Source organism: Chimaeribacter californicus, from assembly GCF_002858675.1.
Lineage (GTDB): Bacteria > Pseudomonadota > Gammaproteobacteria > Enterobacterales > Enterobacteriaceae > Chimaeribacter > Chimaeribacter californicus.
The window spans coordinates 95,208-121,879 of record NZ_PJZF01000010.1; the positions used below are offsets into that span (position 1 = coordinate 95,208).

The 26,672-nt window shown below is 59.4% G+C and carries 22 protein-coding genes; 3 read left to right on the forward strand and 19 right to left on the reverse strand.

Annotated elements, in window-relative coordinates:
* Positions 1-3: 3 nt before the first annotated feature.
* The 3 genes from glgX to asd form a co-directional block, all read right to left on the reverse strand.
* On the reverse strand, positions 4-1,989 hold the full coding sequence (gene glgX, locus CYR55_RS13000; protein WP_101816545.1) for a glycogen debranching protein GlgX: 1,986 nt from the start codon (positions 1,987-1,989) through the stop codon (positions 4-6).
* Positions 1,986-4,175: a 1,4-alpha-glucan branching enzyme gene (gene glgB / locus CYR55_RS13005; RefSeq protein WP_101816546.1), complete on the reverse strand. Its 2,190-nt coding sequence runs from the start codon at positions 4,173-4,175 to the stop codon at positions 1,986-1,988. The genes glgX and glgB overlap by 4 nt, the downstream gene beginning before the upstream one ends.
* 331 nt (positions 4,176-4,506) lie before the next feature.
* Positions 4,507-5,610 carry an aspartate-semialdehyde dehydrogenase gene (gene asd, locus CYR55_RS13010; protein WP_101816547.1) on the reverse strand — a complete coding sequence of 368 codons (1,104 nt, stop codon included), beginning with the start codon at positions 5,608-5,610 and terminating at the stop codon, positions 4,507-4,509.
* A 265-nt stretch (positions 5,611-5,875) separates the two neighbouring features.
* On the opposite strand from asd, the gene CYR55_RS13015 reads away from it, so the two are divergent.
* The gene (locus CYR55_RS13015) at positions 5,876-6,469 is read left to right on the forward strand and encodes a YhgN family NAAT transporter (protein ID WP_101816548.1); all 594 of its coding nucleotides are present in this window, start codon (positions 5,876-5,878) and stop codon (positions 6,467-6,469) included.
* A gap of 53 nt (positions 6,470-6,522) precedes the next feature.
* Here CYR55_RS13015 and CYR55_RS13020 read toward each other — a convergent pair whose 3' ends face one another.
* The 5 genes from CYR55_RS13020 to gntT all read right to left on the reverse strand — a co-directional run bounded on the left by CYR55_RS13020 (position 6,523) and on the right by gntT (position 13,015).
* Positions 6,523-7,530 (reverse strand): fimbrial protein, encoded by a 1,008-nt coding sequence (locus CYR55_RS13020; RefSeq protein ID WP_165699587.1) that lies wholly within the window; start codon positions 7,528-7,530, stop codon positions 6,523-6,525.
* A gap of 13 nt (positions 7,531-7,543) precedes the next feature.
* Positions 7,544-10,051: a fimbria/pilus outer membrane usher protein gene (locus CYR55_RS13025; RefSeq protein WP_241522149.1), complete on the reverse strand. Its 2,508-nt coding sequence runs from the start codon at positions 10,049-10,051 to the stop codon at positions 7,544-7,546.
* A gap of 31 nt (positions 10,052-10,082) precedes the next feature.
* Positions 10,083-10,799 carry a fimbrial biogenesis chaperone gene (locus CYR55_RS13030; RefSeq protein ID WP_101816551.1) on the reverse strand — a complete coding sequence of 239 codons (717 nt, stop codon included), beginning with the start codon at positions 10,797-10,799 and terminating at the stop codon, positions 10,083-10,085.
* Positions 10,800-10,857: 58 nt separating this feature from the next.
* Positions 10,858-11,403, reverse strand: coding sequence for a fimbrial protein (locus CYR55_RS13035; RefSeq protein ID WP_101816552.1), 546 nt, complete (start codon positions 11,401-11,403; stop codon positions 10,858-10,860).
* Between the two features lie 295 nt (positions 11,404-11,698).
* A complete protein-coding gene (gntT, locus tag CYR55_RS13040) occupies positions 11,699-13,015 on the reverse strand; it encodes a gluconate transporter (protein WP_101816601.1) in 1,317 nt (438 codons plus the stop codon).
* A 281-nt stretch (positions 13,016-13,296) separates the two neighbouring features.
* Here gntT and CYR55_RS13045 point away from each other — a divergent pair, with 281 nt between their 5' ends.
* Positions 13,297-13,815: a gluconokinase gene (locus CYR55_RS13045; protein WP_101816553.1), complete on the forward strand. Its 519-nt coding sequence runs from the start codon at positions 13,297-13,299 to the stop codon at positions 13,813-13,815.
* A gap of 37 nt (positions 13,816-13,852) precedes the next feature.
* On the opposite strand, the gene gntR is transcribed toward CYR55_RS13045, so the two are convergent.
* From gntR to CYR55_RS13075, 7 genes are all read right to left on the reverse strand, one after another.
* Positions 13,853-14,848: a gluconate operon transcriptional repressor GntR gene (gene gntR / locus CYR55_RS13050; protein ID WP_101816554.1), complete on the reverse strand. Its 996-nt coding sequence runs from the start codon at positions 14,846-14,848 to the stop codon at positions 13,853-13,855.
* Between the two features lie 78 nt (positions 14,849-14,926).
* Positions 14,927-15,847, reverse strand: coding sequence for a LacI family DNA-binding transcriptional regulator (locus CYR55_RS13055; RefSeq protein ID WP_101816555.1), 921 nt, complete (start codon positions 15,845-15,847; stop codon positions 14,927-14,929).
* 51 nt (positions 15,848-15,898) lie between these two features.
* Positions 15,899-16,201, reverse strand: coding sequence for a PTS lactose/cellobiose transporter subunit IIA (locus CYR55_RS13060; protein ID WP_175580805.1), 303 nt, complete (start codon positions 16,199-16,201; stop codon positions 15,899-15,901).
* Positions 16,198-17,652 (reverse strand): glycoside hydrolase family 1 protein, encoded by a 1,455-nt coding sequence (locus CYR55_RS13065; protein WP_165699588.1) that lies wholly within the window; start codon positions 17,650-17,652, stop codon positions 16,198-16,200. Before CYR55_RS13065 ends, CYR55_RS13060 begins: the two co-directional genes overlap by 4 nt.
* A 37-nt stretch (positions 17,653-17,689) precedes the next feature.
* Positions 17,690-19,012, reverse strand: coding sequence for a PTS sugar transporter subunit IIC (locus CYR55_RS13070; protein WP_101816558.1), 1,323 nt, complete (start codon positions 19,010-19,012; stop codon positions 17,690-17,692).
* A gap of 297 nt (positions 19,013-19,309) precedes the next feature.
* Positions 19,310-19,480, reverse strand: a complete 171-nt coding sequence (locus CYR55_RS23570; RefSeq protein ID WP_165699589.1) for a hypothetical protein — start codon at positions 19,478-19,480, stop codon at positions 19,310-19,312.
* 204 nt (positions 19,481-19,684) lie between these two features.
* The gene (locus tag CYR55_RS13075) at positions 19,685-20,380 is read right to left on the reverse strand and encodes a pirin family protein (protein ID WP_101816559.1); all 696 of its coding nucleotides are present in this window, start codon (positions 20,378-20,380) and stop codon (positions 19,685-19,687) included.
* Between the two features lie 380 nt (positions 20,381-20,760).
* On the opposite strand from CYR55_RS13075, the gene CYR55_RS13080 reads away from it, so the two are divergent.
* Complete coding sequence (locus CYR55_RS13080; RefSeq protein ID WP_101816560.1) at positions 20,761-21,270, forward strand: GNAT family N-acetyltransferase; 510 nt, start codon at positions 20,761-20,763, stop codon at positions 21,268-21,270.
* Positions 21,271-21,370: 100 nt separating this feature from the next.
* Here the strand turns inward: CYR55_RS13080 and iolE are convergent, their stop codons facing one another.
* From iolE to iolD, 4 genes are all read right to left on the reverse strand, one after another.
* On the reverse strand, positions 21,371-22,267 hold the full coding sequence (gene iolE / locus CYR55_RS13085; RefSeq protein WP_101816561.1) for a myo-inosose-2 dehydratase: 897 nt from the start codon (positions 22,265-22,267) through the stop codon (positions 21,371-21,373).
* 34 nt (positions 22,268-22,301) lie between these two features.
* Positions 22,302-23,186, reverse strand: a complete 885-nt coding sequence (locus tag CYR55_RS13090; protein WP_101816562.1) for a sugar phosphate isomerase/epimerase family protein — start codon at positions 23,184-23,186, stop codon at positions 22,302-22,304.
* Between the two features lie 55 nt (positions 23,187-23,241).
* Entirely contained in the window at positions 23,242-24,264 is a 1,023-nt protein-coding gene (iolG, locus tag CYR55_RS13095; protein ID WP_101816563.1) for a bifunctional inositol 2-dehydrogenase/D-chiro-inositol 1-dehydrogenase, read from the reverse strand.
* A gap of 135 nt (positions 24,265-24,399) precedes the next feature.
* A complete protein-coding gene (gene iolD / locus CYR55_RS13100) occupies positions 24,400-26,340 on the reverse strand; it encodes a 3D-(3,5/4)-trihydroxycyclohexane-1,2-dione acylhydrolase (decyclizing) (protein ID WP_101816564.1) in 1,941 nt (646 codons plus the stop codon).
* Positions 26,341-26,672 lie beyond the last annotated feature (332 nt).

Sequence of the window (26,672 nt, forward strand, 5' to 3'; positions counted from 1 at the left end):
TTTTTATTCCCGCGCAAACACGCAGAGGGCCCGCGCGGGTGCATGCCAGAGCCCATGCTCCGGACGGTTTTCATCCTGATTAAACGGGTCAACCGCCTCCCAGGCGCCCGGTGGTAATGCGATGTCATCGTTGCGCTCTGACGCATTGATGGCCAGCAACCATTTGCCTGACAGCAGGATTTGCAGCCGTTGCTGCGGCCCCCGCTCCCAGCGCTGCACGGTCATCGGCTGCCCCTCCCCGTTCAGCCACTGCACATCGTTGCGGTTGTCCTGCCACCATTCCCCATGCTGCAAGGCGGGGATCTGGCGGCGCAGGCGCAACAGCGCAGCGGTAAAGTCGGTCAGGGAGGTGTCTGCGTCCGCCCAGTTGAGCCAGGTCAGTTCATTGTCCTGACAGTAGGCGTTGTTATTGCCCTGCTGGCTCTGTCCCTGCTCATCGCCGGCCAGCAACATCGGCGTGCCATGCGCCAGTAACAGGGTGGTCAGCAGGGCACGCTGCGAACGGCGGCGGCGTGTTTTGACCGCCTCGTCAGCATCCAGCCCTTCATGGCCGTGGTTGTTACTGTGGTTCTCACTGGTTCCGTCACGGTTGTGCTCACCGTTTGACTGGTTATGTTTATGGTTAAAACTCACGGTGTCCTGCAGGGTGAAGCCGTCATGGGCCGTGAGCATATTGATGGCGGCGATTGGCTGCCGCCCGTCGTGCCCGAAATAGTCCTGGGAGCCGGAAAACCGGGTGGCGAACTGCCCCAGCGGCAGGTGCCCCTGTAACCAGAAGCGGCGGACATCATCCCGGAAGCGGTCGTTCCACTCGGCAAACGGCGCGGGGAAGTTGCCCAGCTGGTAGCCGCCGAGGCCGATGTCCCACGGCTCCGCGATCAGTTTGCATTGGGAGATGGCCGGGTCGGCCAGCATCGCCTTAAACAGCGGCGCCTCTCTGGAGAAGGCCGGGGTGCGCCCCATGATTGGCGCGAGGTCAAAGCGGAAACCGTCAACGTGGCACTCCTCCAGCCAGTAGCGCATACAGCCGATGGCCCATGCCACCGTCTCCTGATCCAGGAGCCGGATGGCGTTGCCGCAACCGGTCATGTTGTCGTAGTCGCCGTTGTCGTGCAGCCAGTAGTAACTTTTGTTGTCCAGCCCGCGCAGGGAAAGCGTCGGGCCGGTGAGGTCAATTTCTGCGGTGTGGTTAAAGACGATATCGAGGATCACCTCAATGCCGTGTTTGTGCAGCGTTTTAACCGCGTCCCGGAACTCATTAATCGCCGCGCCCGGCTCCGGCCGGCTGGCGTAGCGGGGCTCCACGGCATAGAGCGCCAGCGGGTTGTAGCCCCAGTAGTTGCTCAGCCCCTCGCGCTGCAACCGCGGCTCATCCGCGAAATGCTGGATCGGCAGCAGCTCCAGCGCAGTGATGCCCAGATCGGTGAGGTGTTTAATCATCACCGGGTGCGCCAGCGCCGCATAGGTGCCGCGAAGCGCCTCGGGGATCTCCGGGTGGCACTTGGTCAGCCCGCGCACATGCGCTTCATAGATCACGGTCTGCCCCCACGGCGTGCGCAGCGGGGCATCCCCTTCCCAGTCATACTCCGGGGCGACCACCACGCTTTTCGGCGCGACGGCGGCGCTGTCCTGCTCATCCGGCTGATCCCACCCGCCGTGCAGGAGCGGGTCGTCCGGTACGTCGCCCTCAACTGCACGGGCGCACGGGTCGAGGAGCAATTTATGCGGGTTAAAGCGGTGGCCGTTGTGCGGCTCAAACGGGCCGGACGCACGAAAACCGTAACGCAGGCCGGGCTTGCCGTCCGGCAGGAAGCCGTGCCACCAGTTGCCGGTGCGGCCCGGCAGCGGCAGCCGCTGCTCGTTGCCGTCATCATCAAACACACAGAGTTCAATGTTGGTGGCATGGGCCGAAAACACGCTGAAATTGATGCCGTGCTGATCAACCTGCGCGCCGGCCGGTTCGGGCCTGCCTGGTTCCAACGCCGTCATCCCACCTCCCGGAGCAGGTAAAGCGTCGCCAGCGGCGGAATGGTCAGCACCAGCGAGTGCGGGCGCTGGTGGCTGCCGATCTCGTGGCTTTCAATCAGGCCTTGATTGCCGACGTTGCTGCCGCGATAGAATTCCGAGTCAGTGTTGAGGATCTCCCGGTAGGTGCCGGGCGTGTCGATGCCGATGCGGTACTCATAGCGCGGCACCGGCGTGAAGTTGCTTACCGCGATCAGCTCATTCCCGGCGCGGTCGCGGCGCACAAAGGCGAATACCGAGTTTTCGCTGTCATCCACCACCAGCCAGTCAAAGCCCTGCGGCTGGTAATCCAGTTCATACAGCGTCGGCTGCTGCTGGTAAGTGTGGTTGAGGTCGCGCACCAGGTGCTGCACGCCGCTGTGCCAGCCGTCATAGCCCTCTTCCAGCAGGTGCCAGTCGAGGCTGCTGTCAAAGTCCCACTCACGCCCCTGGGCGAATTCGCAGCCCATAAACAGCAGTTTTTTGCCGGGGTGCGCCCACATAAAGCCGTAGTAGGCACGCAGGTTGGCGAACTTCTGCCAGGTGTCGCCCGGCATCCGGTCGAGCACCGAGCCTTTGCCGTGCACCACTTCATCATGCGAAATCGGCAGCACAAAGTTTTCGGTGTAGGCGTAGAGCATCCCGAAGGTCAGCTGGTTGTGGTGGTGCTTGCGGTAGACCGGGTCGAGTTTGAAATAGTTGAGGGTGTCGTGCATCCAGCCGAGATTCCACTTGTAGTGGAAGCCCAGCCCACCGGCATCCGGCGGGTTGGTCACGCCCGGGTAGTCCGTGGACTCCTCCGCCAGCGTCACCGCGCCCGGCAGGGATTTGCCCAGCGTCTGGTTGGTGTAGCGCAGGAAGGCGATCGCCTCGAGGTTTTCCCGCCCGCCATAGTGGTTCGGCACCCACTGGCCCTCGGCACGGCTGTAGTCGCGGTAGATCATTGAGGCCACCGCATCCACCCGCAGCGCATCGATGCCGTAACGCTCCACCCAGTAGAAGGCGTTGCCGGCCAGGTAGTTGCGCACCTCGTGGCGGCCATAGTTGTAGATCAGCGTGTTCCAGTCCTGATGGAAGCCTTCGCGCGGGTCGGCGTACTCATACAGCGCGGTGCCGTCAAACTGCGCCAGGCCGTGCTCGTCCGACGGGAAGTGGCCCGGTACCCAGTCGAGGATGACATTGATACCCGCCTGGTGCGCCTTGTCGATGAAGGCACGGAACTCCTCCGGCGAGCCGTAACGCCGGGTCGGCGCATACATGCCGAGCGGCTGGTAGCCCCAGCTGCCGTCAAACGGGTGCTCATTGATCGGCATCAGCTCGATGTGGGTGAAGCCCATCTCTTTGACATAGGGGATCAGCTGGTCGGCCAGTTCGCCGTAGCTCAGCCAGAAATTATTGTCGGTATGGCGCCGCCAGGAGCCGAGGTGTACCTCATAGATGGAGATCGGCTGGTCGAAATCGTTGGCGCGCTGGCGTTCGGCGGTACGCGCCACCGGCGACGGCAGCGTGCTTATCAGCGAGGCGGTTTCCGGGCGCATCTGCGCCTCAAAGGCGTAAGGATCGGCTTTCAGCCGGGTGTGGCCGCGGCAGTCGATGATTTCATATTTATAGAGCTGGCCCGGCGTGACGCCCGGCAGGAACAGCTCCCAGATGCCGTTCTCTTTACGCAGGCGCATCGGGTGGCGGCGGCCGTCCCAGAAGTTGAACTCCCCGACCACCGAGACGCGGACGGCATTCGGCGCCCAGACGGCAAAACTCACGCCTTCGACGCCGTCAAGCGTGGTGGGGTGCGCGCCCATGCGCTCATAGGGGCGCAGGTGCGTGCCTTCAGAGAGCAGCCAGATGTCGAGATCCTGCAACAGCGGGCCGAAGCGATACGGGTCTTCTATCACTACCGTGTCGTTTTCCCACATCACCTGCAGCTGGTAATGGAAGGAGTTCTTGCGCCGCGGCAACAGCCCGACAAAAAAGCCACGCTCATCCCGGCAGTGCAGGTTAGCGACTTTCCGGTTGCTTTGGGCGTCAATCACCCAGACTTCACGCGCATCAGGCAGCAGCGCCCGCACCTCCAGCCCGGCAGCCACTTTGTGCATGCCCAGCAGGGAAAAAGGGTCAGCGTAATGACCGGTAATAAGTTGGTTGATCACATGTTGATCGGGAAGAACTGACATGGCATTTCATCCTGTGATTAATGGCAACAATAAAATCAATAAATTCATTAAAGTACCAAATGATCGTCCTGACCCATCATTTCTCTCTTTTATCGTTAAAAGCGTGAGCCATGGCAATCATTTACATCTTTTTAAGACTATCCGGATGACGGAAGTGTGGCTGGGCTCATCCTGCTAAGCATAGTCAATGCTTTTAAAGAAACGTGCCAAAGAATAAGGATTTTTAACGCTGACACCCGGTGGAGAGAAAAGGCAAAAAAAAGGCAGGGAAAACGCAGGCCGGAAAGGGCAAAAAAAGAGGCACCCGCAGGTGCCTCATTGACTGTGCCGATCAGAGCAGAATGCGCAACATGCGGCGCAACGGCTCGGCCGCGCCCCACAACAGCTGGTCGCCCACGGTAAACGCGGAGAGGTACTCCGGCCCCATGTTCAGCTTACGCAAACGGCCGACCGGGGTGTTCAGCGTGCCGGTGACGGCCGCCGGGGTCAGCTCACGCACCGTCAGCTCGCGGTCATTCGGGATCACCCGCACCCAGTCGTTATGGGTCGCCAGCAGGTTTTCAATCTCCGGGATGGAGACATCTTTCTTCATCTTAATGGTGAAGGCCTGGCTGTGGCAGCGCAGCGCGCCGATGCGCACGCAGAGGCCGTCCACCGGGATAATCGTCTGGGTGTTGAGGATTTTGTTGGTCTCGGCCTGCCCCTTCCACTCTTCTTTGCTCTGGCCGTTGTCGAGCGCCTTGTCGATCCACGGGATCAGGCTGCCGGCCAGCGGTGCGCCGAACTGCTCGGTCGGCAGGGTGCCGCTGCGGGTCAGCGCGGTGACTTTGCGCTCGATATCGAGGATCGCCGAGGCCGGGTTCTGCAGCTCTTTTGCCACGTCATTGTGCAGCATGCCCATCTGGGTCAGCAGTTCACGCATATGGCGCGCGCCGCCGCCGGAGGCCGCCTGATACGTGGCAACGGACACCCACTCCACCAGATCCTGCGCGAACAGGCCGCCGAGGGACATCAGCATCAGGCTCACGGTGCAGTTGCCGCCCACGAAGGTTTTAATACCGCGATCCACACCCTGGCGGATCACATCATGGTTGACTGGGTCAAGGATGATGATGGCATCATCGTTCATGCGCAGCGAGGAGGCGGCATCAATCCAGTAACCCTGCCAGCCGCTGGCGCGCAGTTTCGGATAAATTTCGTTGGTGTAGTCCCCGCCCTGGCAGGTGATGATGATGTCCAGCGCGCGCAGCGCCTCCAGATCGGACGCATCCTGCAAGGTGCCCTGCCGGCCGCCGAAGGCCGGAGCCGCCTGGCCATGCTGGGAGGTGGAGAAGAAGACCGGACGGATGGCATCGAAATCGCGCTCTTCGACCATGCGTTGCATGAGTACGGAGCCGACCATGCCGCGCCAGCCAACGAAACCTACATTTTTCATAATTGCTTGCCCTGTGGTGTAAGGGGTGAAGAAGAGGGGAAAGGCGTCGAAAACGCCGTATGCCTCCCACCTTACAAAATGTATAAGAAGTCGCAAGTGAATTTATTCGATGTCATCGTGCGGGTTAGCAGAGTTGCTAATATACTCCGCGCTGGTGGCGGGGAAGCACGCCGGCAGCGCCCTGAATTGCAGTATGAATCTTCGCTGCGTTTAAAAATAAAAGAATATTCTGCCGGTCAGGCCGGTGACTTACTCTGAGGTAATAATGACTGAAATGATCGCGGCAACGGTGTTGCTGTTTTTAATCATGGACCCGCTCGGCAACCTGCCGATTTTTATGTCAGTGCTCAAGCATCTGGAGCCGAAACGTCGCCGGGTGATTGTGATCCGCGAGATGCTGATCGCGCTGCTGCTGATGCTGGTCTTTTTGTTTGCCGGGGAGAAAATCCTGGCGTTCCTGAACCTGCGCACTGAAACCGTTTCGATCTCCGGCGGGATTATCCTGTTTTTGATCGCGATTAAGATGATTTTCCCGTCGCATGAGTCCAACAGCACCGGCCTGTCGGCGGGCGAGGAGCCGTTCCTGGTGCCGCTGGCGATCCCGCTGGTGGCCGGGCCGTCGATTCTGGCGGCGCTGATGCTGCTGTCGCACCAGTACCCGAACCAGCTGTCGCATCTGGTGCTGGCGCTGCTGATCGCCTGGGGGATTTCGGTGGCGATCCTGATGCTTTCCGATCTCTTCCTGCGCCTGCTGGGCGACAAGGGCGTCAGCGCGCTGGAGCGGCTGATGGGGCTGATTCTGGTGATGCTCTCTACCCAGATGTTCCTCGACGGCATCCGCGCTTACCTGAAGATTTAGCGCCTGAAATCAGGCGGGTGGCGGCCCGCCTGGTTCCCGCAGCAATACTCCCCTTAGCGGTAAGTCATCTCAAAGGTGGCGGTGGCGTTGGCCTCGCCGGGTTCTAACGCACTCTCCAGCCGGATGTAGCGCGCCTGAAACGGCAGCGACAGCGCCCCGGCAGGTACCGCCTTCTGCATCGCGTACTCCTTGCCGAATTGCAGCGGCGTGCTGCTGTTGGCCTGAAGAATCTGCACCCCTACCCCTTTGGCACTGCCCGCCTCCCCGGTGTTATCCAGCTGCAGCGTATCCGGCCGCCCGCTGACGATGGGGCCGGTATAGGTGATATTCACGTTGGTGCCCGCATCACACAGCAACCCCACAGTGAAATTCACCGGCGTGGAGGTTTTCCCCGGCTGATCCAGCAGGGTCGCGGGGGTATCCCCCAGCGGCACCTGAATGTTGCCGGTCTGTATCTCGCAGGCGTTGGCGATGACATGGATAGTGGGCGTAGAGAATTGCAGGCGGGTCGCCGGCAGGTCGTCATACCACAACCCGGCGGTAAAACGGCTGAGATCCAGCGTGCCGTCTTCCACCGGGCCGGTCACCACCAGCTGGATACGGTAGTTAGCGGAAGGAAGATACCCCGTGGTAGGCGCATTACTGCTGCCCATATGCTTAGGCAACAGGGCGCTGCGATCGCTTATCACATAGCGGGCGTCATTGCCGCTCCAGCCGCGTATGCCGATGCCGGGAATATTGGTTTTATAGACGTGGCGGCTTCCCGACACCTCCTCGGCGGCGGTGATGATGTCGTAACCCACCCAGGTATTGAAGGTGGCCGTACAGGTAATGTCTGTGCGCCCGTTGGCGGCATCCCAGGTACCGATGACGGTATCTACCGGCGCACCCTGCTGCACCTTGATGTCGGCAGGCAGCGTCATCATGGCGGTGGTGGTCGTGGCTCCGTTGGCGAAATAGCAGGCCCCGGCCACGCTGTTGTGGGCGGCCAGCAGACCGGTGAGTGCCAGTAACCCTGAGCAGACAGACTTACGGCGGAAAAGCGTTTTTAGCATCAACATCGGTTCTCTCTGGTTAACGGCAGGTCGCCGTTTGCCGCACCACGGCGGCCGATCCTTTGACATCCGCCGGCGGGGTGAGGATGGCGCGGCACTGTTCATTCGCTTCGTCGCCCCACTTCACCCGCAGCGCGGTGCGGTGGTTGATGCCGCTGAGGTACACCTCCCCGTCTTCACCCACAATACCGGTTTGCCCGGTGGTGGTGCTGACGGCGGCGATAGCGCCGAACGGCACCGGCTTACTGCCGTAACGCAGGGCCACCAGCATCCGGCTGCCGATGCGGGTATCAAAATCAGCCAGCACTACCGCCCCTTTGCTGGGGATCACCGTCTGCACCGGCTCGGGAATATCAATGCCGTGTTGACCCTGGGTATTCAGCGCGATGCGGTTTTTCCGGTAACCGGTCAGGTTCGGCACCACGGCGTAACCGCGGCGGTCGGTATAAAGGCCCATGTTGCTCTCCACTTTCACCCCGGCCGCCCCCGGCGCACGCACCAGCGCCACGGTTTCCGGCAGGGATTGCGCCAGCGTCACGCCATAGGGGTGCACCACCAGCCCGCCTTGCAGGCTGTAATTCACCTGCCGGTTATCCGGTGATGTGTTGTAGCCCAGGCTGGCGACCCCGCGCGATCCGCGATAAGTGGCCGTGGCGCTGCTGCTGGTGCTGCCGTCATCCGGCGTGACGCTCTGCTGGAGGTTGTAATTCAGGTTGTCATCTGCCAGCGCGGTGCCGCTGATGCCCAACTGGTGGGTGGCCTTGCCGCCCAGCGTGCGGTTAAGGTTGTAATTGGCCCAGGCGTTGTGCAGCCATTTATCCAGCGGTACGCTGAGGGTGAAGGCGATCTGCTTGTCCACCGCCTCGCCGGGGGTCTGGGTCTGGGTGTAGTTCAACGAATAGCGCACCTGTTCAACCGACGAGTTAACGCCGAGGCTGATATTGCGTTCATGCCCCTCCATGTCCCAGTAGTCCTGCTGATAGCCGGAGGCATACAGCGATCCCCACTTGCCCAGCGGCTGGTTGATGGTGAGCTGAAGGCGGCTGCGGCGGGTATTGCTGTCGCGGTAGGCGTAGATGCCCTCCTCCGCGTAGCCTGTCCGCCGGTCGGTGGCCTCTTCAAAGGTGTAAAACCCGGCGGTGGCGTAGCGGTAACTTGCCAGCGTCAGGGTGGTCTGGGTCGCACCCAGGTTTTTGGCATACTGCGTGCGGTAAGCGGTGCCGCGATAGTCGCCGTTGCCGTCATCCAAATCGCTGGCGGCGGCGGTAGCGTCCAGCGAGAGCGACCCCAGTGAATGCAGGTCGATCCCCAGCCCCAGCGCTGCCGCATGGTAAAACGCCGCCCCCTGCGCGCCGCCGTACAGCGTCACGCCATACGGCAGGCCGTAAATCAGCGTTGCCTGGGCCACGTCCGGCGTGGCGTCGTTGTCTTCACTGCGGTAGCGCCCCCCGGCCAGGCTATATTTCAGCGCACCCTGGCGCTGCATGATCGGCACCGAGGCGCTGGCCTGAATGAAACGGTGCTCGCTGCCGTCCGCCTCGGTCACGGTGACATCCAGATCGCTGCCCGAGGCGACCTGGTTAAGATCGTTGATTTCAAACGGCCCCGGCGCGACGTAGGTCTGGTAAATCACATACCCGTTCTGCTTCACCGTGACTTTGGCGTCACTCTGCGCAATGCCATGTATGGAGGGCGCAAACCCCTGCTCGCTGAACGGCAGCATATCGGTATCGGTTTCCAGCTTTAGTCCGGTCAGCGGCAGGCTGTCAAACACCTCCCCGGCGGTGTTGGTTTCGCCCAGCACCAGCTGGCTCCGCCAGGGTTTGATGTCCCGTTGCAGATAGGTATAGCGCGACTGCGTGCCTTCATCGCTGCTGTGGCCGGAGGCATGGCGCAGCCGCCACGCGCCGACGTTCAGCCCGGCGTTCAGGTCAAGGTAATGGTTTTCGGTGTCGTCGCCCTGAGCATGGTGCTCGCGCGCGCCGCTGTAGTAGTAATTGAGCAGCAAGGCCGGCAGCCCGTCGTCCCACTGGGACGGGTCAATGTAGTCCCTGGCGTGCTGGTCCAGCGCCACCTGCGGGATGCGGATGTCGAGCCGTTGCGAATCCGGCTGGAATTCGTAGCGCGCATCAGGGATATAGCCGGCCAGATCGCCCAGCACCTGCGTATCCGCCATTTTTTTTAACGCCGGTACCGCCTCCACCTTTACGCCGAAGGTATGCAGCTCTGCACGGGTAAACTGCGGAACCAACGCCTGTTTATCCGCCGACAGATCATACTGGACGTTAAGCTGGCCGTAATACTCATTATTGACATACACCGCCGTGAGATACCGGCCGGGCATCAGGGCATTATTATGGATAAATTGCGTAAGCTTCGCGGTATTTTCCAGCGGCGAATTAAATTCCAGCGCATTCAGGTTAAATTCCTCGCTGGCAAAAAGCGCGGGCGCGGCAAATAACAGAAAAATAAACAGCGGGGCGTGTGGAAAGCGCCTTAATAAGGTTAAGGTTATCGATGTCATCATGATATTCCGCGTTCGTTATCCCCAGAATAAATTATGATGATTCTGCGCTCAGGGGTTTGGTGCTGTTGCCATAATCAGTAATCGCTGACCATTTCACCGTGCCGCGGGCGTTGCCCGGTATGGAATAGGTATTTTCGCTGAACGGCGCAATCATCATCGACACCGCCGGCAGGCTATTTTGCGGCGGCGCAACGTTAATACCGCCCACGGAGAGATCCTGGAGCGTGATGTAAAAGGGCGTCGGGTTGGCTACCCGCAATGTATTTTGCTGCCGGGTAAAGGTCAGTTTTTTATACGCTTCCTGCGCGCTTTTATTGGTCAGTGACGCAGGGCGGTAAAAGAGTTTGATGCGGGTTTTTGCCGCAATCTGTAATTTGCTTTTGTCTTTTAATTCATCCGGCGTCGCGGCAATGGATTTAATATTCGCCCAGAATACCGATTCCCGATCCTGCGGCAAGCCGGCAGCCGAACCGGTATAGATAAAATGCAGCAGCATTTCACGCTGCGCCCCCAGCTTAAACAGCGGCGGGGTCACAATAAAATCGGGTTTGCCTTGATCGTCAAGGTGACTGACCCAGGACTGCACCAGGTGGCTGCTCTCACGATCGTTATTTTTAACCGGCAGCTGCACTTCCTGTTGATCGGCATTATAGATAACGCGGGTTGCGCCCACGACCACCCCGGCGCTTGCCGCGCCTGATACGGCCAGCATCAGCGGCAGTAATAACGCGATTAATCGGGTTTTCATTATGCTTACTCACAGTGAAGCGAAAGCAGGGGGACGCCCCCCTGCTCCGGCGGGTTAATCAAGGGTAATAAATCGTGAAATCCGCAGCGGCGGTAAAATCACCATTGGTCATGTCGCGGGTATTTTTGGTGGAAATTAATTTCGCGGTATACGAGAAAGTAGAATCCCCGGTGGCTGCCAATGTTTTATTGTGGTTTGCATCGATTGAGGCGTCGAATTTCACTTTATCGGTGCTGCCTTTATGATAAACCACCACCCCAACGCCTTTACCGGCGCTGCTTTCATCCACCGCCAGCGTGGTATCCGCGCCGTCCGTCGGGCCATTGAACCCGATATTAACGCTGGTATCCGTCGGGCAATTTTTCAGGACAATATCAAAGTCACGGCTTTCATTACCTTCAACGCCGATTTGGTCATTAAAGGTATTGGCCCCCACGCTGCTGAATGCCGGCACATTGGTGACGGTATTTGCGGCGTCGACTTCACAGGGCGGCGCGATAATTTTCCCGGAGAAATTCACTTTCCCCGTATTGGCGGCGTACCCTGTTGATGCCATGCAAAGCGCGGCAAATGTTACGCTGGTTAATAGCGTTATTTTTTTCATATGGACTTCCCTGGTGTGTAAGTTTCAATGCTTATGGTTAGCGTGTTAACGGGATCAGGAATATATTTAGATTACGCGCAGAAAGCAAACAGGGTCATTTCTTTATAGCAAGGCATTAACAGACGGGAATCAATTATATACAAGGTTATTTATTACCAGTTAAATCAAGTTTAACGATATTTAAAATATCATTGTTAATGATATACAAAGCTAATGATCAAATGGGTTTATTCAGATGTAAAAAAAGCGGGCAAATGCCCGCTTTTCCCGTTGTGTTTTTTATCTTACCCCTGCGTTACACCACCATCGACAGCAGCAGGCAGCCGCCCAGCCCGCACAGGGAGATAATGGTCTCCAGCACTGACCAGGATTTCATCGTCTCGACAATCGTCAGGTTGAAGTACTCCTTGAACAGCCAGAAGCCCGGGTCATTCACGTGGGAGAAGATGACGCTGCCGGAGCCGACGGCGATCACCATCAGTTCCGGGCTGACGCCGGTAGTGGCGATCAACGGTGCGGCAATGCCCCCGGCGGTAATCGCCGCCACGGTGGCAGAACCCAGCGCGATGCGCAGCACTGCCGCAATTGACCACGCCATCACCAGCGGTGACACGTTGGTGCCGGTCATCATCGCGGCGATGTATTTGTCCACGCCGCTCTCTACCAGCACCTGTTTGAACGCCCCGCCGCCGCCGATAATCAGCAACATCATGGCGATCAGTTTGATGGAGTCGGTGAGGGTCTGCATCACATCCTCCATCGGGCGGCCACGGTTCAGGCCAAAGGTGAAGATACCGATCAGCACGGCGATAAGCGTCGCCATTACCGGGTCACCAAAGAACTCCGCATACGGCAGCAGCGCGTGGCCCTTCGGCAGCACCATCTCCGCCACGGCGCGCGCCGCCATCAGGATCACCGGCACCAGCGAGGTCGCGACACTGACGCCAAAACTCGGCATCTCCGCTTCGGTAAACTCTTTCGGGTTGTACATCCCCTGCGGGACCGGCTTGTCGATGCCTTTCAGGAAGCGGGCATAGACCGGCCCGGCCAGGATCACGGTCGGGATGCCGAGCAGCGCACCGTAGAGCAGGGTTTTGCCCATGTCCGCGTGGAACAGGGTGGCAATCGCCGTCGGGCCGGGGTGCGGCGGCAGGAAGCCGTGGGTCACGGAGAGCGCGGCGGCCATCGGCACGCCGACATACAGCAGCGGAATGCGCGCTGACGCCGCGATGGTAAACACCAGCGGCAGCAGCAGCACAAAGCCCACTTCGTAGAACAGCGCGAAGCCGACGGTGAAGCCGGTGAGCACCACCGCCCACTGGATGTAGTCACGGCCAAACTTGTTGATTAAGGTGGTGGCGATGCGCTGCGCGCCGCCGCAATCGGCCAGCAATTTCCCGAGCATGGCACCGAAGCCCATGATCAGCGCCAGGCTGCCGAGCGTGCCGCCCACCCCGGTTTTAATCGCGGTGATCACTTTATCCACCGGCATGCCCTGCATGATGCCCACCGCCAGTGCGACCAGGATCAGCGAGATAAAGCCGTTTAATTTCAGTTTGATCATTAATATCAGCAACAGGACGACGCCAATCGCGACGATGACTAAGGGCATAATGTTTTCCACCTTTTTACCGCATTCTCCCCGCATTACGGGGCGCGTTCGTTTTCAGTAAGACGTTTGCCGGCGAGGCGAAACGGTGCAGGGTTCAGTACACGGGTTACGCGTAAATAATCGTTTCTTTCTGTTATGTAAATGTGAAAAGAGGAGAGTGTTCTATCCTGTGATAGTAGTCACATCTCCCCTTGTTACCGGTATCATGATACCGGTAACATGCTAAGATACGGAACCCGAGTCACTGGCGAAATTCGCATTTTGAGATAGAGATCAAACTTATGGCAGGACATAGCATTATCCTGATGGGCGTTTCAGGCAGCGGTAAGACCACCGTCGGCGCCCGCGTTGCCGGCCTCATCAAGGCCAAATTCATCGATGGCGACGATCTGCACCCGCGCGCCAACATCGACAAAATGGGCAGCGGCACGCCGCTGAATGATGAGGACCGCGCGCCCTGGCTGGTTCGCCTGAGCGATGCCGCCTACAGCCTGGCCCATAAAAATGAGAACGGCATTATCGTCTGCTCCGCCCTGAAGCGCCGCTACCGCGATGCGCTGCGCGAAGGCAATGACAAGATGGTGTTTCTCTATCTCAAAGGCAGCTATGACGTCATTCTGCAACGCATGAAGGCGCGCAGCGGCCACTTTATGCCGACCGACCTGCTGAAAACGCAGTTCGCTGCGCTGGAAGAGCCGGGCGCGGATGAGAAAGATGTGCTGTTTGTGGATATCGACGGGGCGGATATTGAGGAAGTGGTGCGCCGCTGCGTTGAGGCGCTGAAAGATTACCAGCGTTAATACACCGATCAGCGCTGGCCCGCCCCCGCCGGGCGGGTCAGATGCTGCCGCCCGGTGAGAGCGTAAAGCCGACGTCGATCATCCGCGGCGTCACGCTTTCACCGCGCAAGCGCGCCAGCAAACGTTCTGCCCCGATCTGCCCCATCTTCTCACGCGGCGTCAGCACGCTGGCCAGCCGCGGCTCCATTGACTGGCCGATGTCATGGCCGTGGAACCCCGCCACCGCCATATCCTGCGGGATGCGCAACCCCTGCCGCTGGCACTCAAACACCGCGCCGACCGCCAGATCGTCATTGGTACAGAAGATGCTGTCGATGTCCGGGTACTGCTGCTGTGCCTGGCGCAACAGCTCGCCACCGGCCGAGTAAGATGACGAACGCGACGTCATCACGCTGGCGGGCTGTAACCCCGACTCACGCATCGCCTGCTCATAGCCCTGGAATTTGATCAGCGTCCGCTCATCCTGCCGCGCACCGAAATAGACCACGTGACGGTGGCCGCGGGCGATGATCTGCTGCGTCATCTGGCGCGCCGCCTCAAAGTTATTGAACCCCACCGCCAGATCCAGACAGGGCGACACGCAATCCATCAGCTCGACCACCGGAATGCCCGCCACCTCAATCATCTTCAGCGTGCGTGGCGTGTGCTGGCGCTCCGAGAGGATCAGCCCGTCGATATTGTAAGAGAGCAGCGAGGTCAGCCGCTGTTCTTCACGCTGCTGATGGTAACCGTAGTGCGCCAGCATGGTCTGGTAGCCGTGCGCATCCGTTACGCTCTCAATCCCGCGCAACACTTCGGCAAACACCTGGTTGGTCAGGGAGGGCAGTAACACGCCGATGGCGCGGCTTTTGGCGTTGGAGAGAATATCCGGCGCGCGGTTGGGAATGTAGCCCAGCTCATCCAGCGCGGCCGAGATTTTTGCCTGTAATACCTCAGAAACCTGTTCCGGGTTACGCAGGAAACGGCTCACCGTCATTTTGGTGACGCCGACGCGGTCGGCAACATCCTGAAGCACTGGCCTTTTTTTCTTCATTATCAACGCGCTAAGAAAGGGTGAGCGGGGCGTTAGTGTAGCAAAAAAAATGCCCCGGTGATATTGCGCGCCGGGCGCTCAGGGGGTGATCAACCGGCCGCGTAGCGGGCCGCTGTTGCCGCCACCGGCCAGCCGCTCCACCACCTGCCGCGCCAGGGTGTCCAGCGAATAGGTAATGGCGGGCAGCGGTTCGGCACCGGGCAGCGTTTGCGAACCGTCGAGGCTGAACACCATCATCTGTTGCGGCACCGTGCGTTGCAGCGCGGCCAGCGCGGCTATCGCCTCACGCCCCTGATGGTCGTCCGTGACCAGCAGCGCATTGCAGCCCGGATCCTGTCTGAGCAGCGTCGCCAGCGCTGCCGCCACCGGTTCGCCCGCTGTCAATAACCGCTGGCGATGGTAAGGGATCAGGTGGCTTTCCAGCGCCTGCCGGTAGCCGAGCAGGGTGTTTTCGGCGGCGTCCCCCGCCGGGTAGTTGAGCAGGGCAATGTTGCGCCGCCCCTGCGCCACCAGGTAGCGGGTGGCAGTTTCAGCGGCGAAGCGGTGGTCCACGCCGATGCTGTTGGCCGCAGCCGGGGCCAGGCAATCAAGCAGCAGCACGCTTTCCGGCAGCGGCGGCAGCGTGAAGCGTGCGCCGGTCACCACCATCGCATCACACAGCCCGCGCCCCAGTTCACGCACCGCGTGGGCTACGCCCTCGGGATCATTGGCGAACCGCAACAGCAGGTGTTTGTTATGGCGGCGCAACTGCCCCTCCAGCGCGTAGAGGTAGCCGGTGCCCTGCTGCATATGCTCCGTGGCACAAATGACCCCGACGCAACCGGTAGACTGGCTGGTGAGTGACTGGGCAATCGCGTTCGGCTGGTAGCCGAGGATCTCGACGGCCCGTAATACCGCCTCGCGGCTCTCCTGCCGCACGCCCCGGCTGCCGCTCAGCACCCGGGACACCGTGGCCTTTGAAACCTGCGCCAGCCGTGACACATCATTGATATTGGCCATAGCCTGTTCCCCTTTGCGGCCCCCTGACGCGGGCCGCGCCCGCGCCGGAGGTCAGCGCTGATAAAGCCTGACCATCTCTTCGATCAGTTCGCGCGCCAGAATAGCATTCATCAGGTGATCCTGCGCATGCACCATAATCAGCGTCATCGGCGTTTTACCCTCCCCCGCATCCTCTTCGATCAGCTGGGTCTGCACCCGGTGCGCGGCATGGGCATAGGTGTCGGCCTCTTTCAGCAGCGCCTGCGCCTGCTCAAAATTGCCCTCGCGCGCGGCGTACAGCGCCTCGAAACAGAGGCTGCGCGTCTGCCCGGCGTTGACGATGATTTCCATGACGGTGGTTTCCAGATCTCTCATGATGCCTCTCCCTTAGATGTGTTGTCGTTGGCGGTAAACCCATTGTCGTTCGTGGTAAACCCATTATCAGCGGCGGTGGCAGCAAACCATTCCCCGCTCTTTTTCACGGTGCGCTGCTGGCTGGCCAGGTCAAGCTGCACCAGGCCGTAGCGGTTTTTGTATGCGTTGCACCAGGACCAGTTATCGATAAACGTCCACATGTGGTAGCCAAGGCAGCGGCTGCCCTCCTGAATACCGCGATGCAGCCAGATCAGGTGCTCGCGCACGAATTCAATCCGGTAGTCATCCTGAATCTGCCCCTGTTGCAGGAAGCGCTGCTCGTTCTCCACCCCCATGCCGTTTTCAGAGATAAAACAGCGCGGGTTGCCGTAGTTTTCCCGCAGGTTGGTCAGGATGTCATAAATGCCCGGTTCGTAGATTTCCCAGCCACGGTACAGGTTCATCTTGCGCCCCGGCATCTCGTAGCTCTCAAAGAACCACTCCGGCATAAACGGGCTGTCCGGGTTGACCAGGCTGTCACGGCATTTAATGCGGCGCGGCTGGTAGTAGTTGATACCGAGCAGATCCACCACGCCTTCGGCCAGCAGCTCGCGGTCACCGTCGCGGCATGCCGGTAACTGGCCATGCTCTTTCAGCAGCGCCACCAGATCGTCCGGGTAGTGGCCGCGCAGCGCCGGGTCGAGGAAGCTACGGTTGAAGATCAGATCGGCAATATGCGCCGCCTTCACGTCCGCCGGGTTTTGTGAACGCGGGTAGGAGGGCGTCAGGTTGAGGATGATGCCGATTTGCGTGTCCGGATGGGCCTGCGGCTGTTGCTGCCAATGGCGGAAGCGGCGCACCGCCTCCGCATGGGCCAGCATGGTGTGGTAAGCGACGGTGGCGGCACGTTTGAAATCCACCACGTTCGGGTAGTGGAAGTCATAGAGGTAACCGCCCTCAACCGGCACCACCGGCTCATTAAAGGTAAACCAGTGCGCCACGCGGTCACCGAACAGCGCAAAACAGGTGTCGGCGTAGTCGGCGTAGGCGGCCACCACTTCCCGGCTCTCCCAGCCGCCCTCCTCCTGCATGCACATCGGCATGTCGAAGTGGAACAGGTTGATAAACGGCGTGATGCCCTGCGCCAGCAGCTCATCAATCACCTGGTTATAGAACGCCACCGCCTGCGGGTTAGGCTCGCCGCGCCCGTTCGGCAGCAGCCGTGCCCAGGAGATCGAGGTGCGGAAACTGTTATGCCCGGTGCGCTTTAACAGCGCGATGTCCCCACGCCAGTGCTGGTAGAAGGTTGAAGTATTCTGCGGGCCGACCTGTTGGTGAAAACGCCCCGGCTGCTCGCGGAACCAGCGATCCCAGATGGTTTCGCTTTTGCCGAAGTTCAGGCTGTCGCCCTCGGTTTGCGGTGCCGAGCTGGCGCTGCCCCACCAAAAATTATCCGGAAACTGATAGTGCATGTTGTCCCTCACGTTACGTTAACGGCAAAAGCCGGAATCATTGGCTGACCGCGACACCGGCGCGTTCCTGTTGGGCGTTTTCCTGCTCCTGACGCAACAGGGTGCGCTCGTAGGCTTTCAGGAACGGGTAGTACATCACGGCGGAAAGCACCATGCAGAACAGGCACATAATCACCGGGCTGAAGGCCCAGTTGGCCGCCCAGGAGGCACCGATCGGCGCCGGGGTGGTCCATGGCGTCAGCGACACCACCTGCGCCACCCAGCCGAGTTTGGTGGCGATGTAGGCGAAGGTGGCGTTCAGCATCGGCACCAGGATGAACGGCAGGAACAGCACCGGGTTCATGATAATCGGCGTGCCGAACAGGATCGGTTCGTTGATGTTGAAGAAGCTCGGCACCACGCCCATTTTGCCGATGGTGCGCAGGTGCACCGCCCGGCTGCGCAGCAGCAGGAACGCCAGCGGCAGGGTAGAGCCGACGCCGCCAATCAGCAGGTAGTGGTCCCAGAAGCCCTGCAGATAGATGTGCGGCAGTGCGCCGCCGGCGGAGAGCGCGCTCTGGTTCAGCGCCAGGTTGGTCATCCAGAACGGGTTCATGATGCCGGTGACAATCAGCGCGCCATGGATACCGGCAAACCACAGGATCTGGCAGATCAGCACCGAAATCAGAATCGCCGGCAGGGAGTCTGATGCAGACACCAGCGGGGCCAAGAGGTGCATAATTGCTTCCGGGATGATCATGCCGGTGGTGGATTCGATCAGCAGGTTAAGCGGGTGCAGCGTGGCGACGATCACGATCACCGGGATCAAGATCTCAAACGATCGGGCCACGCCGGTCGGCACCTCTTTCGGCAGGCGGATGGTGATGTTGCGTCGCTTCAGGAAGTGGTAAACCTCGGTGCAGTAGATGCCGGTCAGGATGGCGGTAAAAATGCCCTGGCCGGAGAAGTATTGCGTGGAAATGTGGCCGTCATGGTAGGGCGCGGCCACCAGCAAAAAGCCGCTGAGCGCCAGCAGCCCGGTCATGATCGGGTCGAGCTGGTACTGTTTGCCGAGGCTGGAGCCGATGCCGACGGCGATAAAGAAGGTCATCACCCCCATGCTGAGGTTAAACGGCAGCATCAGCTGTTCGCGGTAGCGCAGCGAGAAGTCCAGCCAGGCGCGGGCGAAGCCGAGCGTGGTGTCGGCGGCAAACGGCGGGAAGATAAACACCAGCATAAACGAGCCGATGATCATAAACGGCAGCGCCGAGGTGAAGCCGTCGCGGATGGCGATAATGTATTTTTGCTGACCCAGTGCACCGGCCAGGGGGGTAATTTTTTGCTCAATTACCTCCACCATCGCCTGATATAAGCTGCTCATAACCCTACCCCGTTCAATCGTCCAAAAAGAAGAATCGGGCATGTTACCGCTATGCTGCATGCCATATTCCAGCCACGGCCTCTGGGCCGGGTTCTATTTGAAACAGACATGGAAACCGGTTTCCATCATCACACCGGGAATTTGGGAGCGCTTTCAAACTTCTGCTAAATACCCTATTACCATTGTGAAGTGCTTCACGGATTGCGCTGAAAATTCAGCCAGGCCACGGGCAGCAGGCTAACGGCAGGGCAACATGCGCGCCGGTCAGCGCGCAAAGGGAGGCAGATGCCGGGGGCATCAGTACTTCATCAACACCACCAGATAGATCCCACAGATAATCACCGTCACGGCGACGGACACAATCATCGCGATCCGGCTGTCGGAGTTTTGCTTATTTTTCCAGTTCACAATGCAGCCGCCGGTAATCAGGCTACAGACCCAGCTCATTACGGCAAATGTCATCAACATAAACGCTTATCTCCTTATTGTCGTTCTCGCCAGTCAGTAATGGTAACCCTGTCATAGTCTTAGTTTAGTCGGCTCTTAGCATTCTGTGCGGCGGCACAACGATTAAGTCAGCTCACCCGTCCCGGGCACCTCTCTTTAAGGCAATAAAAAAGGGCGATGCCTACGCATCGCCCTTCCCCTCTTACCGCTGGTGAGCCGCGTGGTTTACACCGGCGGCAGGTCAAACAGCAGCACTTCACTCTCTTCTGTGGCGCGGATGTCGAGATCCTGTTCATCCCAGACGGCGAACGCGTCACTTTTCCCGGCCGGCTGGCCGTTGACCGTCACCGCACCGCGCACCACCTGAATCCAGATGCGGCGGCCGTTTTCGATTGCGTAGCGGTTTTGCTCATCCTGTTTCAGTGCCCAGCGCCACAGCGTCATGTCCTGGAACACTTTCAGCGAGCCGTCACGCGCATCCGGCGACAGCACCAGCTGGCGGCCCTGCGGGGCGTCAAACATCCGCTGCTCATAGCGCGGCGGCAGGCCCTGGGTGTCCGGAATGATCCAGATCTGGTAGAGGTGCAGCGGCGCATCGTCGCGGCCGTTGTACTCCGAGTGTTTCACCCCGGTACCGGCGCTCATAATCTGGAACTCACCCGCGTGGATCTGCTCTTTGTTGCCCATGCTGTCCTGATGCTCCACAGTGCCGGAGAGCACGTAGGTCAGGATTTCCATGTCTTTATGCGGGTGGGCACCAAACCCCTGCCCGGCATCGATCACATCTTCATTAATCACCCGCAGGGCGGAGAAGCCCATAAAGCTGGGATCGTGATAATTCGCGAATGAGAAGGTGTGCCAGCTCTCCAGCCAACCGTGATTGGCATGCCCGCGATCTTGTGCTTTGCGTAAGTAGATCATGTTCAATTCTCCTCAATGTTTTCACTTAGTCTAGCGACGGGCGGGGAATATGAAAGCGCAAAAACTTAACGCCTCTGGTCAAAAAAAGTGAATGACTTGGCGCGATTTGCGCAGGGAAATTGGGCGAAAGGAGAGGGGGCAGGCAAAAAAAAAGCCAGCACCCGAGCTGGCTTAAAATAATACTGGAAGCAATGTGAGCAATGTCGTGCCTTCGCAGGGAAACCTCAGCATGTCAGTGCGGTCTCCCCGGAACGCATGACAATAATAATCATTATCATTCGTATCTGTAAAGCTCTTTTTTGCGCAAATTTTGCCTTGACCCGGAAAATAAAGCCGATAATTTAAAGGGTTATTGCCACGCACCCAACAAGGAGCCTGTTATGGAGATCACCATCCGCCACGCCATCCCGGAAGATGCCGCTGCCCTGCACCGCCTTTACAGCGAACCGCCGCTGTATCGTGATACGTTGCAACTTCCCTATGCACCGGTTGCCCGCTGGGAAGAGCGCCTGAAAAACCCTGCCCCGGATACCTGCAACCTGGTCGCGCTGCTGGACGGCACCCTCGCCGGGCAACTGATGCTGAGCCATAACCCGACGCCGCGCCGCCGCCATGTGGCGACATTCGGCATGGGCGTGTCGGCGGAGTATCAGGGGCATGGCGTCGGCAGTAAGTTGCTGGGTGCAGCGGTCGATCTCTGCGATAACTGGCTCGGCGTCCGGCGCATGGAGCTGACGGTCTACACTGACAACCACGCGGCGCTGGCGCTTTACCGTAAGTTTGGCTTTGAAATTGAAGGCACCAGCCCGCAATTTGCCATGCGCGATGGCGTGCTGGTAGACGCGCACCATATGGGCAGGCTGAAAAGCAACATGTCCTCACCTTTATGAATTATGCCGCCATGATGGGCAATTTTCGCAGTAGAATGCAAAAAGCCCCCCGTTAACGGGGTGGCTTTTTTAATGCACATCTTTTGCCTGCCGGCCCGCCCTACAACCCGGCCACTTCCCGGATGTAGTTGCGCGCTTTGACGGCGTACTCAAACGGGTTGGCCAGCGCCGGGTCTTGCTCCGCCTCGACCACCATCCAGCCTTTGTAGCCGCGCTGGTCCAGCAATGTGAACACCGGGCGGAAGTCGATCACCCCGTCGCCCGGCACCGTAAAGGTGCCCATGCGCACGCCGTCCAGGAAGCTGCGGCGATGCGCACGCACGTCAGCGACCTTCTCATCGCGCACATCTTTCAGGTGGATATGGTTGATGCGCGGCAGGTGTTTTTCCAGCACTGCCATCATCACCTGCTGTGAGCCTTCGGAATAGTAGAGGTGGCCGGTATCAAACAGCAGATACACATCGTCATTCACCAGCGCCATAAAGCGGTCAATCTCGGCCGGAGTCTGGATGGCGGTGCCCATATGGTGATGCAGGCAGACCTGCATCCCTTTTTCAGCGGCAATCTTCGCCAGCTGGTTATACCCGTCTGCTACCCGCTGCCACTCTTCGTCGGTAAAGTGCGGCTTCTCATCAAACACCGCTTTGGTGGTGCATTGGATGCTCTTGCTCTGCTCCGAGCAACCAATCACCTTTGCGCCCATCTCATGCAGGAAATTCATGTGGTTGACGAATTCGTCGATGGTCTTTTCCTTCAGGCCATCGGCGAAAAAGGTGCTGAACCAGGCGTTGCAGATGCGGATGCCGCGCGCGTCCAGCATCCGTTTCAGCAGCGCGGTATCACGCGGGTATTTGCTGCCCACCTCGCTGCCGGTAAACCCGGCCAGCGCCATTTCACTGACGCACTGCTGGAAGGTATTTTCACTGCCCAGATCCGGCATGTCGTCGTTGGTCCAGCCAATCGGCGCGATCGCCAGTTTGATGTTGTCTTTGTTCATGGGTAAGCCTCGCCTGCCCGCAGGCAGGAAAACGTTATTTGACCAACAGTTCCCGCTCGATGCGCTCGCGGGTCTCGACAGCCTGATACTTCATTTTTTCCGGGTAACCAAACAGTGACGCCGCAATAATTGGCTCGCCGCCCACCTTGAAGGTTTTATTGGCGAAATCCATCTCGCGCAGGGTGTTGAACAGCGTTTCGAAGTCCACTTCCCCTTCGCCGATGCCGACGTGTTGGTGTACCGCCGCGTCCACACCCGGCGGATTGACGATGTAACGGCAATGTTTGGTGTGGTTATGGGTGTCAGCGATCAGCACATGGGAGAGATCGTCCCCGGCATAACGCAGCATGTTCGCCACGTCGCCGACGCCTTTGTCATAGAAGAAAGTGTGCGGCACGCTGTAGAGGTATTTCACGTTGTCACTACGCAGGGACTTCACCAGATCGCAGGTTTCATTGTTCAGCTCGCAGAAATCCCACGGGTGGGACTGGATCTCCATGCGGATGCCTTCACGTTCGATGATCGGCAGCAGCTCCTCCATGGACTTGTACCACAGCTCCTCGCAGATCTCCGGTTCGTTCGGGTTACCGGCCAGCTCGGTGTTAATCACCTGCACGCCCATCTCGACGGCGATCTCAATCATGCGTTTCCAGTTCTTCACCGCGGCCACGCGGCGATCCTCACCGGGGCCGGACCAGCGGTACACCACGATAAACGACGAGATCTCGACGCCGGTCGCCTTCAGCGCATTGCGGTATTCTGTGATCACCTCACGGCTGGCTTTCGGGTGCTTGTAGAACGGGTTGATCTGCGGGTGCGGCGACTGCTCGATGTATTTGTAGCCCCACTCCGCCACCTGATGGACCATCCTGGTAATGCCCATGTCCTTGATGACGTCGACATCAAACGCGATTTTCATGGTGTCTCCCTAAGTCAGTGTTACAGCAGCCGGGCCGCAGCCCGGCAAAAAGAGGTCAGCCTGCCGGCTGGTCGTAGAAAGCCGGGCGTGGCGGCAGCGCCACCGGCACGATCTCGCCGCTCAGCTGGGCAGCAACACAGGCATCGGCAGTGACGGCGGCGGCGTAACCATCCCAGGCGGATGGCCCGGTCAGCTGCCCGGCCAGCACGTCGTTGATAAAGCCCTGCAATTCGACGTCATAGGCGTCAATGAAGCGTTGTTTCCAGTCGGTGAGGATGGAGGTGGAGAGTTTCGCTTCGCTGCGCAGCTGCACGGAAGCGGGCTCCGGCAGGCGCGCGATGCCGGTTTCGCCCACCACCTCGCACTGGATGTCATAGCCGTAACGGCAGTTCACGAAGATCTCAACGTCAATCCGTGTGCCTTTCGACGTTTCGAACAGCACAATTTGCGGATCTTTCAGGTGGCTGAAGGCATTGGAGGTTTTGCGCGGGAACACCACCTGCACGGAGACGTAGTCATCATCCAGCAGCCAGCGCAGCACATCAATCTCATGGATCAGCGTGTCGGTGATGGCCATGTCGGTGGTGTAGCTGTCGCCCACTTCCGGGTTACGGTGCGCGCAGTGCAGCATCAGCGGCTCACCAATCTGGCCGCTGCCGATCACCGCTTTCAGCGCACGGTAGCCGCGGTCATACGGGCGCATAAAGCCAACCTGCACCAGGCGCTTGCCGTGACGCGCCTCCGCTTCCACGATGCGCTTGCAGCCTTCGGCCGTCACCGCCAGCGGCTTCTCACAGAACACCGGCTTACCCGCCTGAATGGCAGAAAGCACAAATTCTTCGTGGCTCGGCCCCCAGGAGGTGACCAGAATCGCATCCACTTCCGGTGCGTTGATCAGGTCATGCCCGTTTTCATAGACTTTGGCCTCCAGGCGCTGATTGATCACCACCTTCGCCGCATGCTCAGCATTGATATCGTTGACGGCCACGACGCGCCCACCCTGAAGCACTTTGCTGCAACGGCGGATATGTTCCTGGCCAATCGCGCCGGTGCCGATAACGCCAATATTCAATGACATAATGGAAACTCCTCTGGATTCAGGTCACGGGCTGCCCGCCCGCATACGTTTTCTTCATCGCATACGGCTTAATTGCGCTTAAGGGTATAAAAGGGGTGACGCGGTAGATCCGGGCAGCCGGGGCCGCCCGCCGGCTCAGTAGTCGCGTGCCTTATCAATATTTTCATTCAGCCTATCGGCCACCTGCCGGATACGGCTGCTCTCAGAGACCTGCGCGCCGCCCACCCGCCACCAGCTGAAGTATTTGTGCACCATGGTTTTCGGCAGCACTTTAATGTCGATCAGCGTGGAAACGGTCTGTTTGCGCGCATCCTCCAGCGCGTCGCGCAACTGCGCATAGGTGGTGACGCGGTAGGTTTTGCAGCCGTAAGCCTGCGCCAGCATGGCGAAGTCCACCGGCACGAAGCCGCCGGTCAGGGTATTGGTTTCATGGTCACGGAAGCGGAACTCGGTGCTGAAGCTGTCCATACCGTGCTCCATCTGCAAATTGTTGATGCAGCCGTTGGTCATGTTGTCGAGCAGTACCACGTTGATTTTGCAGCCTTCCTGAATTGAGGTGACCAGCTCGGAATGCAGCATCATGAATGAGCCGTCGCCCAGCAGGGTGTACACCTCTCGCTCCGGCTCGGCCAGCTTGACGCCCAGCGAGGCATTCACCTCATAACCCATGCAGGAGTAGCCATATTCCACGTGGTAGCCATTGACGCCGGTGGTGCGCCAGACGCGCTGCAAATCGCCCGGCAAACTGCCGGAAGCAGCCACGATCACCGCGTCCTGCGGCAAACATTCATTCAGCGTGCCGAGCACTTTGCTCTGCGTGAGCACGGAGTGGGTCTGTTCAATAAATTCGGCGAATACCTTTTTACGGTCGAGATGATCGTCGATTTCCGGCACAAATTCCTCGCCGCTGTACTCCACCTGATAGACCCGGTCCACTTCACGGTAGAGGCTTTCACGCGCCTTACGAATGGCATCGCCCCAGGCGGCGCGGTAGTCCGTCGCGGCCAGCCGGGGCGTCAGGGCATCGAGCGCTTCGCGGGCATCCGCCAGGAGTTGCACGCCGTCGAGTTTGCCGGCATCAAAGGCACTGACGTTGATGTTAAGGAAGGCCACCTCCGGGTTCTGGAAAATCCATTTCGAGGAGGTGGTGAAGTCGGTGTAACGGGTGCCGATGCCAATCACCAGATCGGCTTCTTTGGCCAGCGTATTGGCCGCCAGGCTGCCGGTCTCGCCGATGCCGCCGAGGTTCAGCGTATGCTCAGAGAGGATCGCGCCCTTGCCCGCCTGGGTTTCCGCAAACGGAATGTTGAAGCGTTCGGCAAACTGTTGCAGCGCCGCCGCGGCCGCACCATATTTCACCCCGCCGCCGCACACAATCAGCGGCTTGCGCTTACCGGCCAGCAGGGTGAGCGCATCCTGCATCATGCCTTCGGTCGGCAGGCGGCGATCCATACGGTGTACGCGTTTCTGGAAGAAGTAATCCGGGTAGTCATAGGCTTCGCCCTGCACATCCTGCGGCAGGGAGAGCGTGACCGCGCCGGTTTCCGCCGGGTCAGTCAGGACGCGCATCGCATTGATGCAGGCGCTCATCAGCTGCTCCGGCCGTGAAATGCGATCCCAGTATTTGCTCACGGCGCGGAAGGCGTCATTGGTGCTGATGCTGAGATCGTGCGACTGCTCAATCTGTTGCAACACCGGGTCGGGCTGGCGGGTGGCGAACACATCCCCCGGCAGCAGCAGCAGCGGGATCCGGTTGGCCGTGGCGGTGGCGGCGGCCGTCACCATATTGGCTGACCCCGGCCCCACCGAGGTGCTGCAGGCGTAGATTTCACGGCGCAGTTTCTGTTTGGCATAGCCAATGGCCGCATGGGCCATGCCCTGCTCGTTACGCCCCTGATGCACCACCAGCGCGCCGCGATCCTGCTCCAGCGCCTGTCCCAGCCCCAGCACGTTGCCGTGGCCGAAAATGGCAAAAATCCCTTTGACGAATTTGTGTTCCGCCCCATCCACCAGGACATATTGGTTATCCAGGAACTTAACCAGCGCCTGCGCCATCGTGAGTCTCGTCTTAGCCATTGTTATACCCTTCCTGTTTGCATTGTCCGGTGGCATCGGGCCGTGTTCCGGCTACCTTTTCAGCCCGGTGGGGTGAAACGTGGAGGGATTATAAACAAATTTTTTTTCCACAAAATCCCATTCCAGAAGAAACATTTCATTTTGCGAGAGAGATCAAAAAATGAAACAAAACGTCCATTCACCTTTCTGTCACGCGGTTTTTACCCATGCATGACAATTCAACAGGTTAGCGCCAGGGTCTTCCCCCTTCAGCGCGTAGTGTGAGCTGGCGCACACCTCCGCGCCCTGCCCCGCCGCACGGGCTGTGGCGCGGCTTTGGCGGCGATATACCC

Excerpts from the sequence above, each read along its gene's own strand:
- glgX (WP_101816545.1), bottom strand. The coding sequence starts at position 1,989 with ATGACGGCGTTGGAACCAGGCAGGCCCGAACCGGCCGGCGCGCAGGTT.
- glgB (WP_101816546.1), bottom strand. The coding sequence starts at position 4,175 with ATGTCAGTTCTTCCCGATCAACATGTGATCAACCAACTTATTACCGGT.
- asd (WP_101816547.1), bottom strand. The coding sequence starts at position 5,610 with ATGAAAAATGTAGGTTTCGTTGGCTGGCGCGGCATGGTCGGCTCCGTA.
- CYR55_RS13015 (WP_101816548.1), top strand. The coding sequence starts at position 5,876 with ATGACTGAAATGATCGCGGCAACGGTGTTGCTGTTTTTAATCATGGAC.
- CYR55_RS13020 (WP_165699587.1), bottom strand. The coding sequence starts at position 7,530 with ATGTTGATGCTAAAAACGCTTTTCCGCCGTAAGTCTGTCTGCTCAGGG.
- CYR55_RS13025 (WP_241522149.1), bottom strand. The coding sequence starts at position 10,051 with ATGATGACATCGATAACCTTAACCTTATTAAGGCGCTTTCCACACGCC.
- CYR55_RS13030 (WP_101816551.1), bottom strand. The coding sequence starts at position 10,799 with ATGAAAACCCGATTAATCGCGTTATTACTGCCGCTGATGCTGGCCGTA.
- CYR55_RS13035 (WP_101816552.1), bottom strand. The coding sequence starts at position 11,403 with ATGAAAAAAATAACGCTATTAACCAGCGTAACATTTGCCGCGCTTTGC.
- gntT (WP_101816601.1), bottom strand. The coding sequence starts at position 13,015 with ATGCCCTTAGTCATCGTCGCGATTGGCGTCGTCCTGTTGCTGATATTA.
- CYR55_RS13045 (WP_101816553.1), top strand. The coding sequence starts at position 13,297 with ATGGCAGGACATAGCATTATCCTGATGGGCGTTTCAGGCAGCGGTAAG.
- gntR (WP_101816554.1), bottom strand. The coding sequence starts at position 14,848 with ATGAAGAAAAAAAGGCCAGTGCTTCAGGATGTTGCCGACCGCGTCGGC.
- CYR55_RS13055 (WP_101816555.1), bottom strand. The coding sequence starts at position 15,847 with ATGGCCAATATCAATGATGTGTCACGGCTGGCGCAGGTTTCAAAGGCC.
- CYR55_RS13060 (WP_175580805.1), bottom strand. The coding sequence starts at position 16,201 with ATGAGAGATCTGGAAACCACCGTCATGGAAATCATCGTCAACGCCGGG.
- CYR55_RS13065 (WP_165699588.1), bottom strand. The coding sequence starts at position 17,652 with ATGCACTATCAGTTTCCGGATAATTTTTGGTGGGGCAGCGCCAGCTCG.
- CYR55_RS13070 (WP_101816558.1), bottom strand. The coding sequence starts at position 19,012 with ATGAGCAGCTTATATCAGGCGATGGTGGAGGTAATTGAGCAAAAAATT.
- CYR55_RS23570 (WP_165699589.1), bottom strand. The coding sequence starts at position 19,480 with ATGTTGATGACATTTGCCGTAATGAGCTGGGTCTGTAGCCTGATTACC.
- CYR55_RS13075 (WP_101816559.1), bottom strand. The coding sequence starts at position 20,380 with ATGATCTACTTACGCAAAGCACAAGATCGCGGGCATGCCAATCACGGT.
- CYR55_RS13080 (WP_101816560.1), top strand. The coding sequence starts at position 20,761 with ATGGAGATCACCATCCGCCACGCCATCCCGGAAGATGCCGCTGCCCTG.
- iolE (WP_101816561.1), bottom strand. The coding sequence starts at position 22,267 with ATGAACAAAGACAACATCAAACTGGCGATCGCGCCGATTGGCTGGACC.
- CYR55_RS13090 (WP_101816562.1), bottom strand. The coding sequence starts at position 23,186 with ATGAAAATCGCGTTTGATGTCGACGTCATCAAGGACATGGGCATTACC.
- iolG (WP_101816563.1), bottom strand. The coding sequence starts at position 24,264 with ATGTCATTGAATATTGGCGTTATCGGCACCGGCGCGATTGGCCAGGAA.
- iolD (WP_101816564.1), bottom strand. The coding sequence starts at position 26,340 with ATGGCTAAGACGAGACTCACGATGGCGCAGGCGCTGGTTAAGTTCCTG.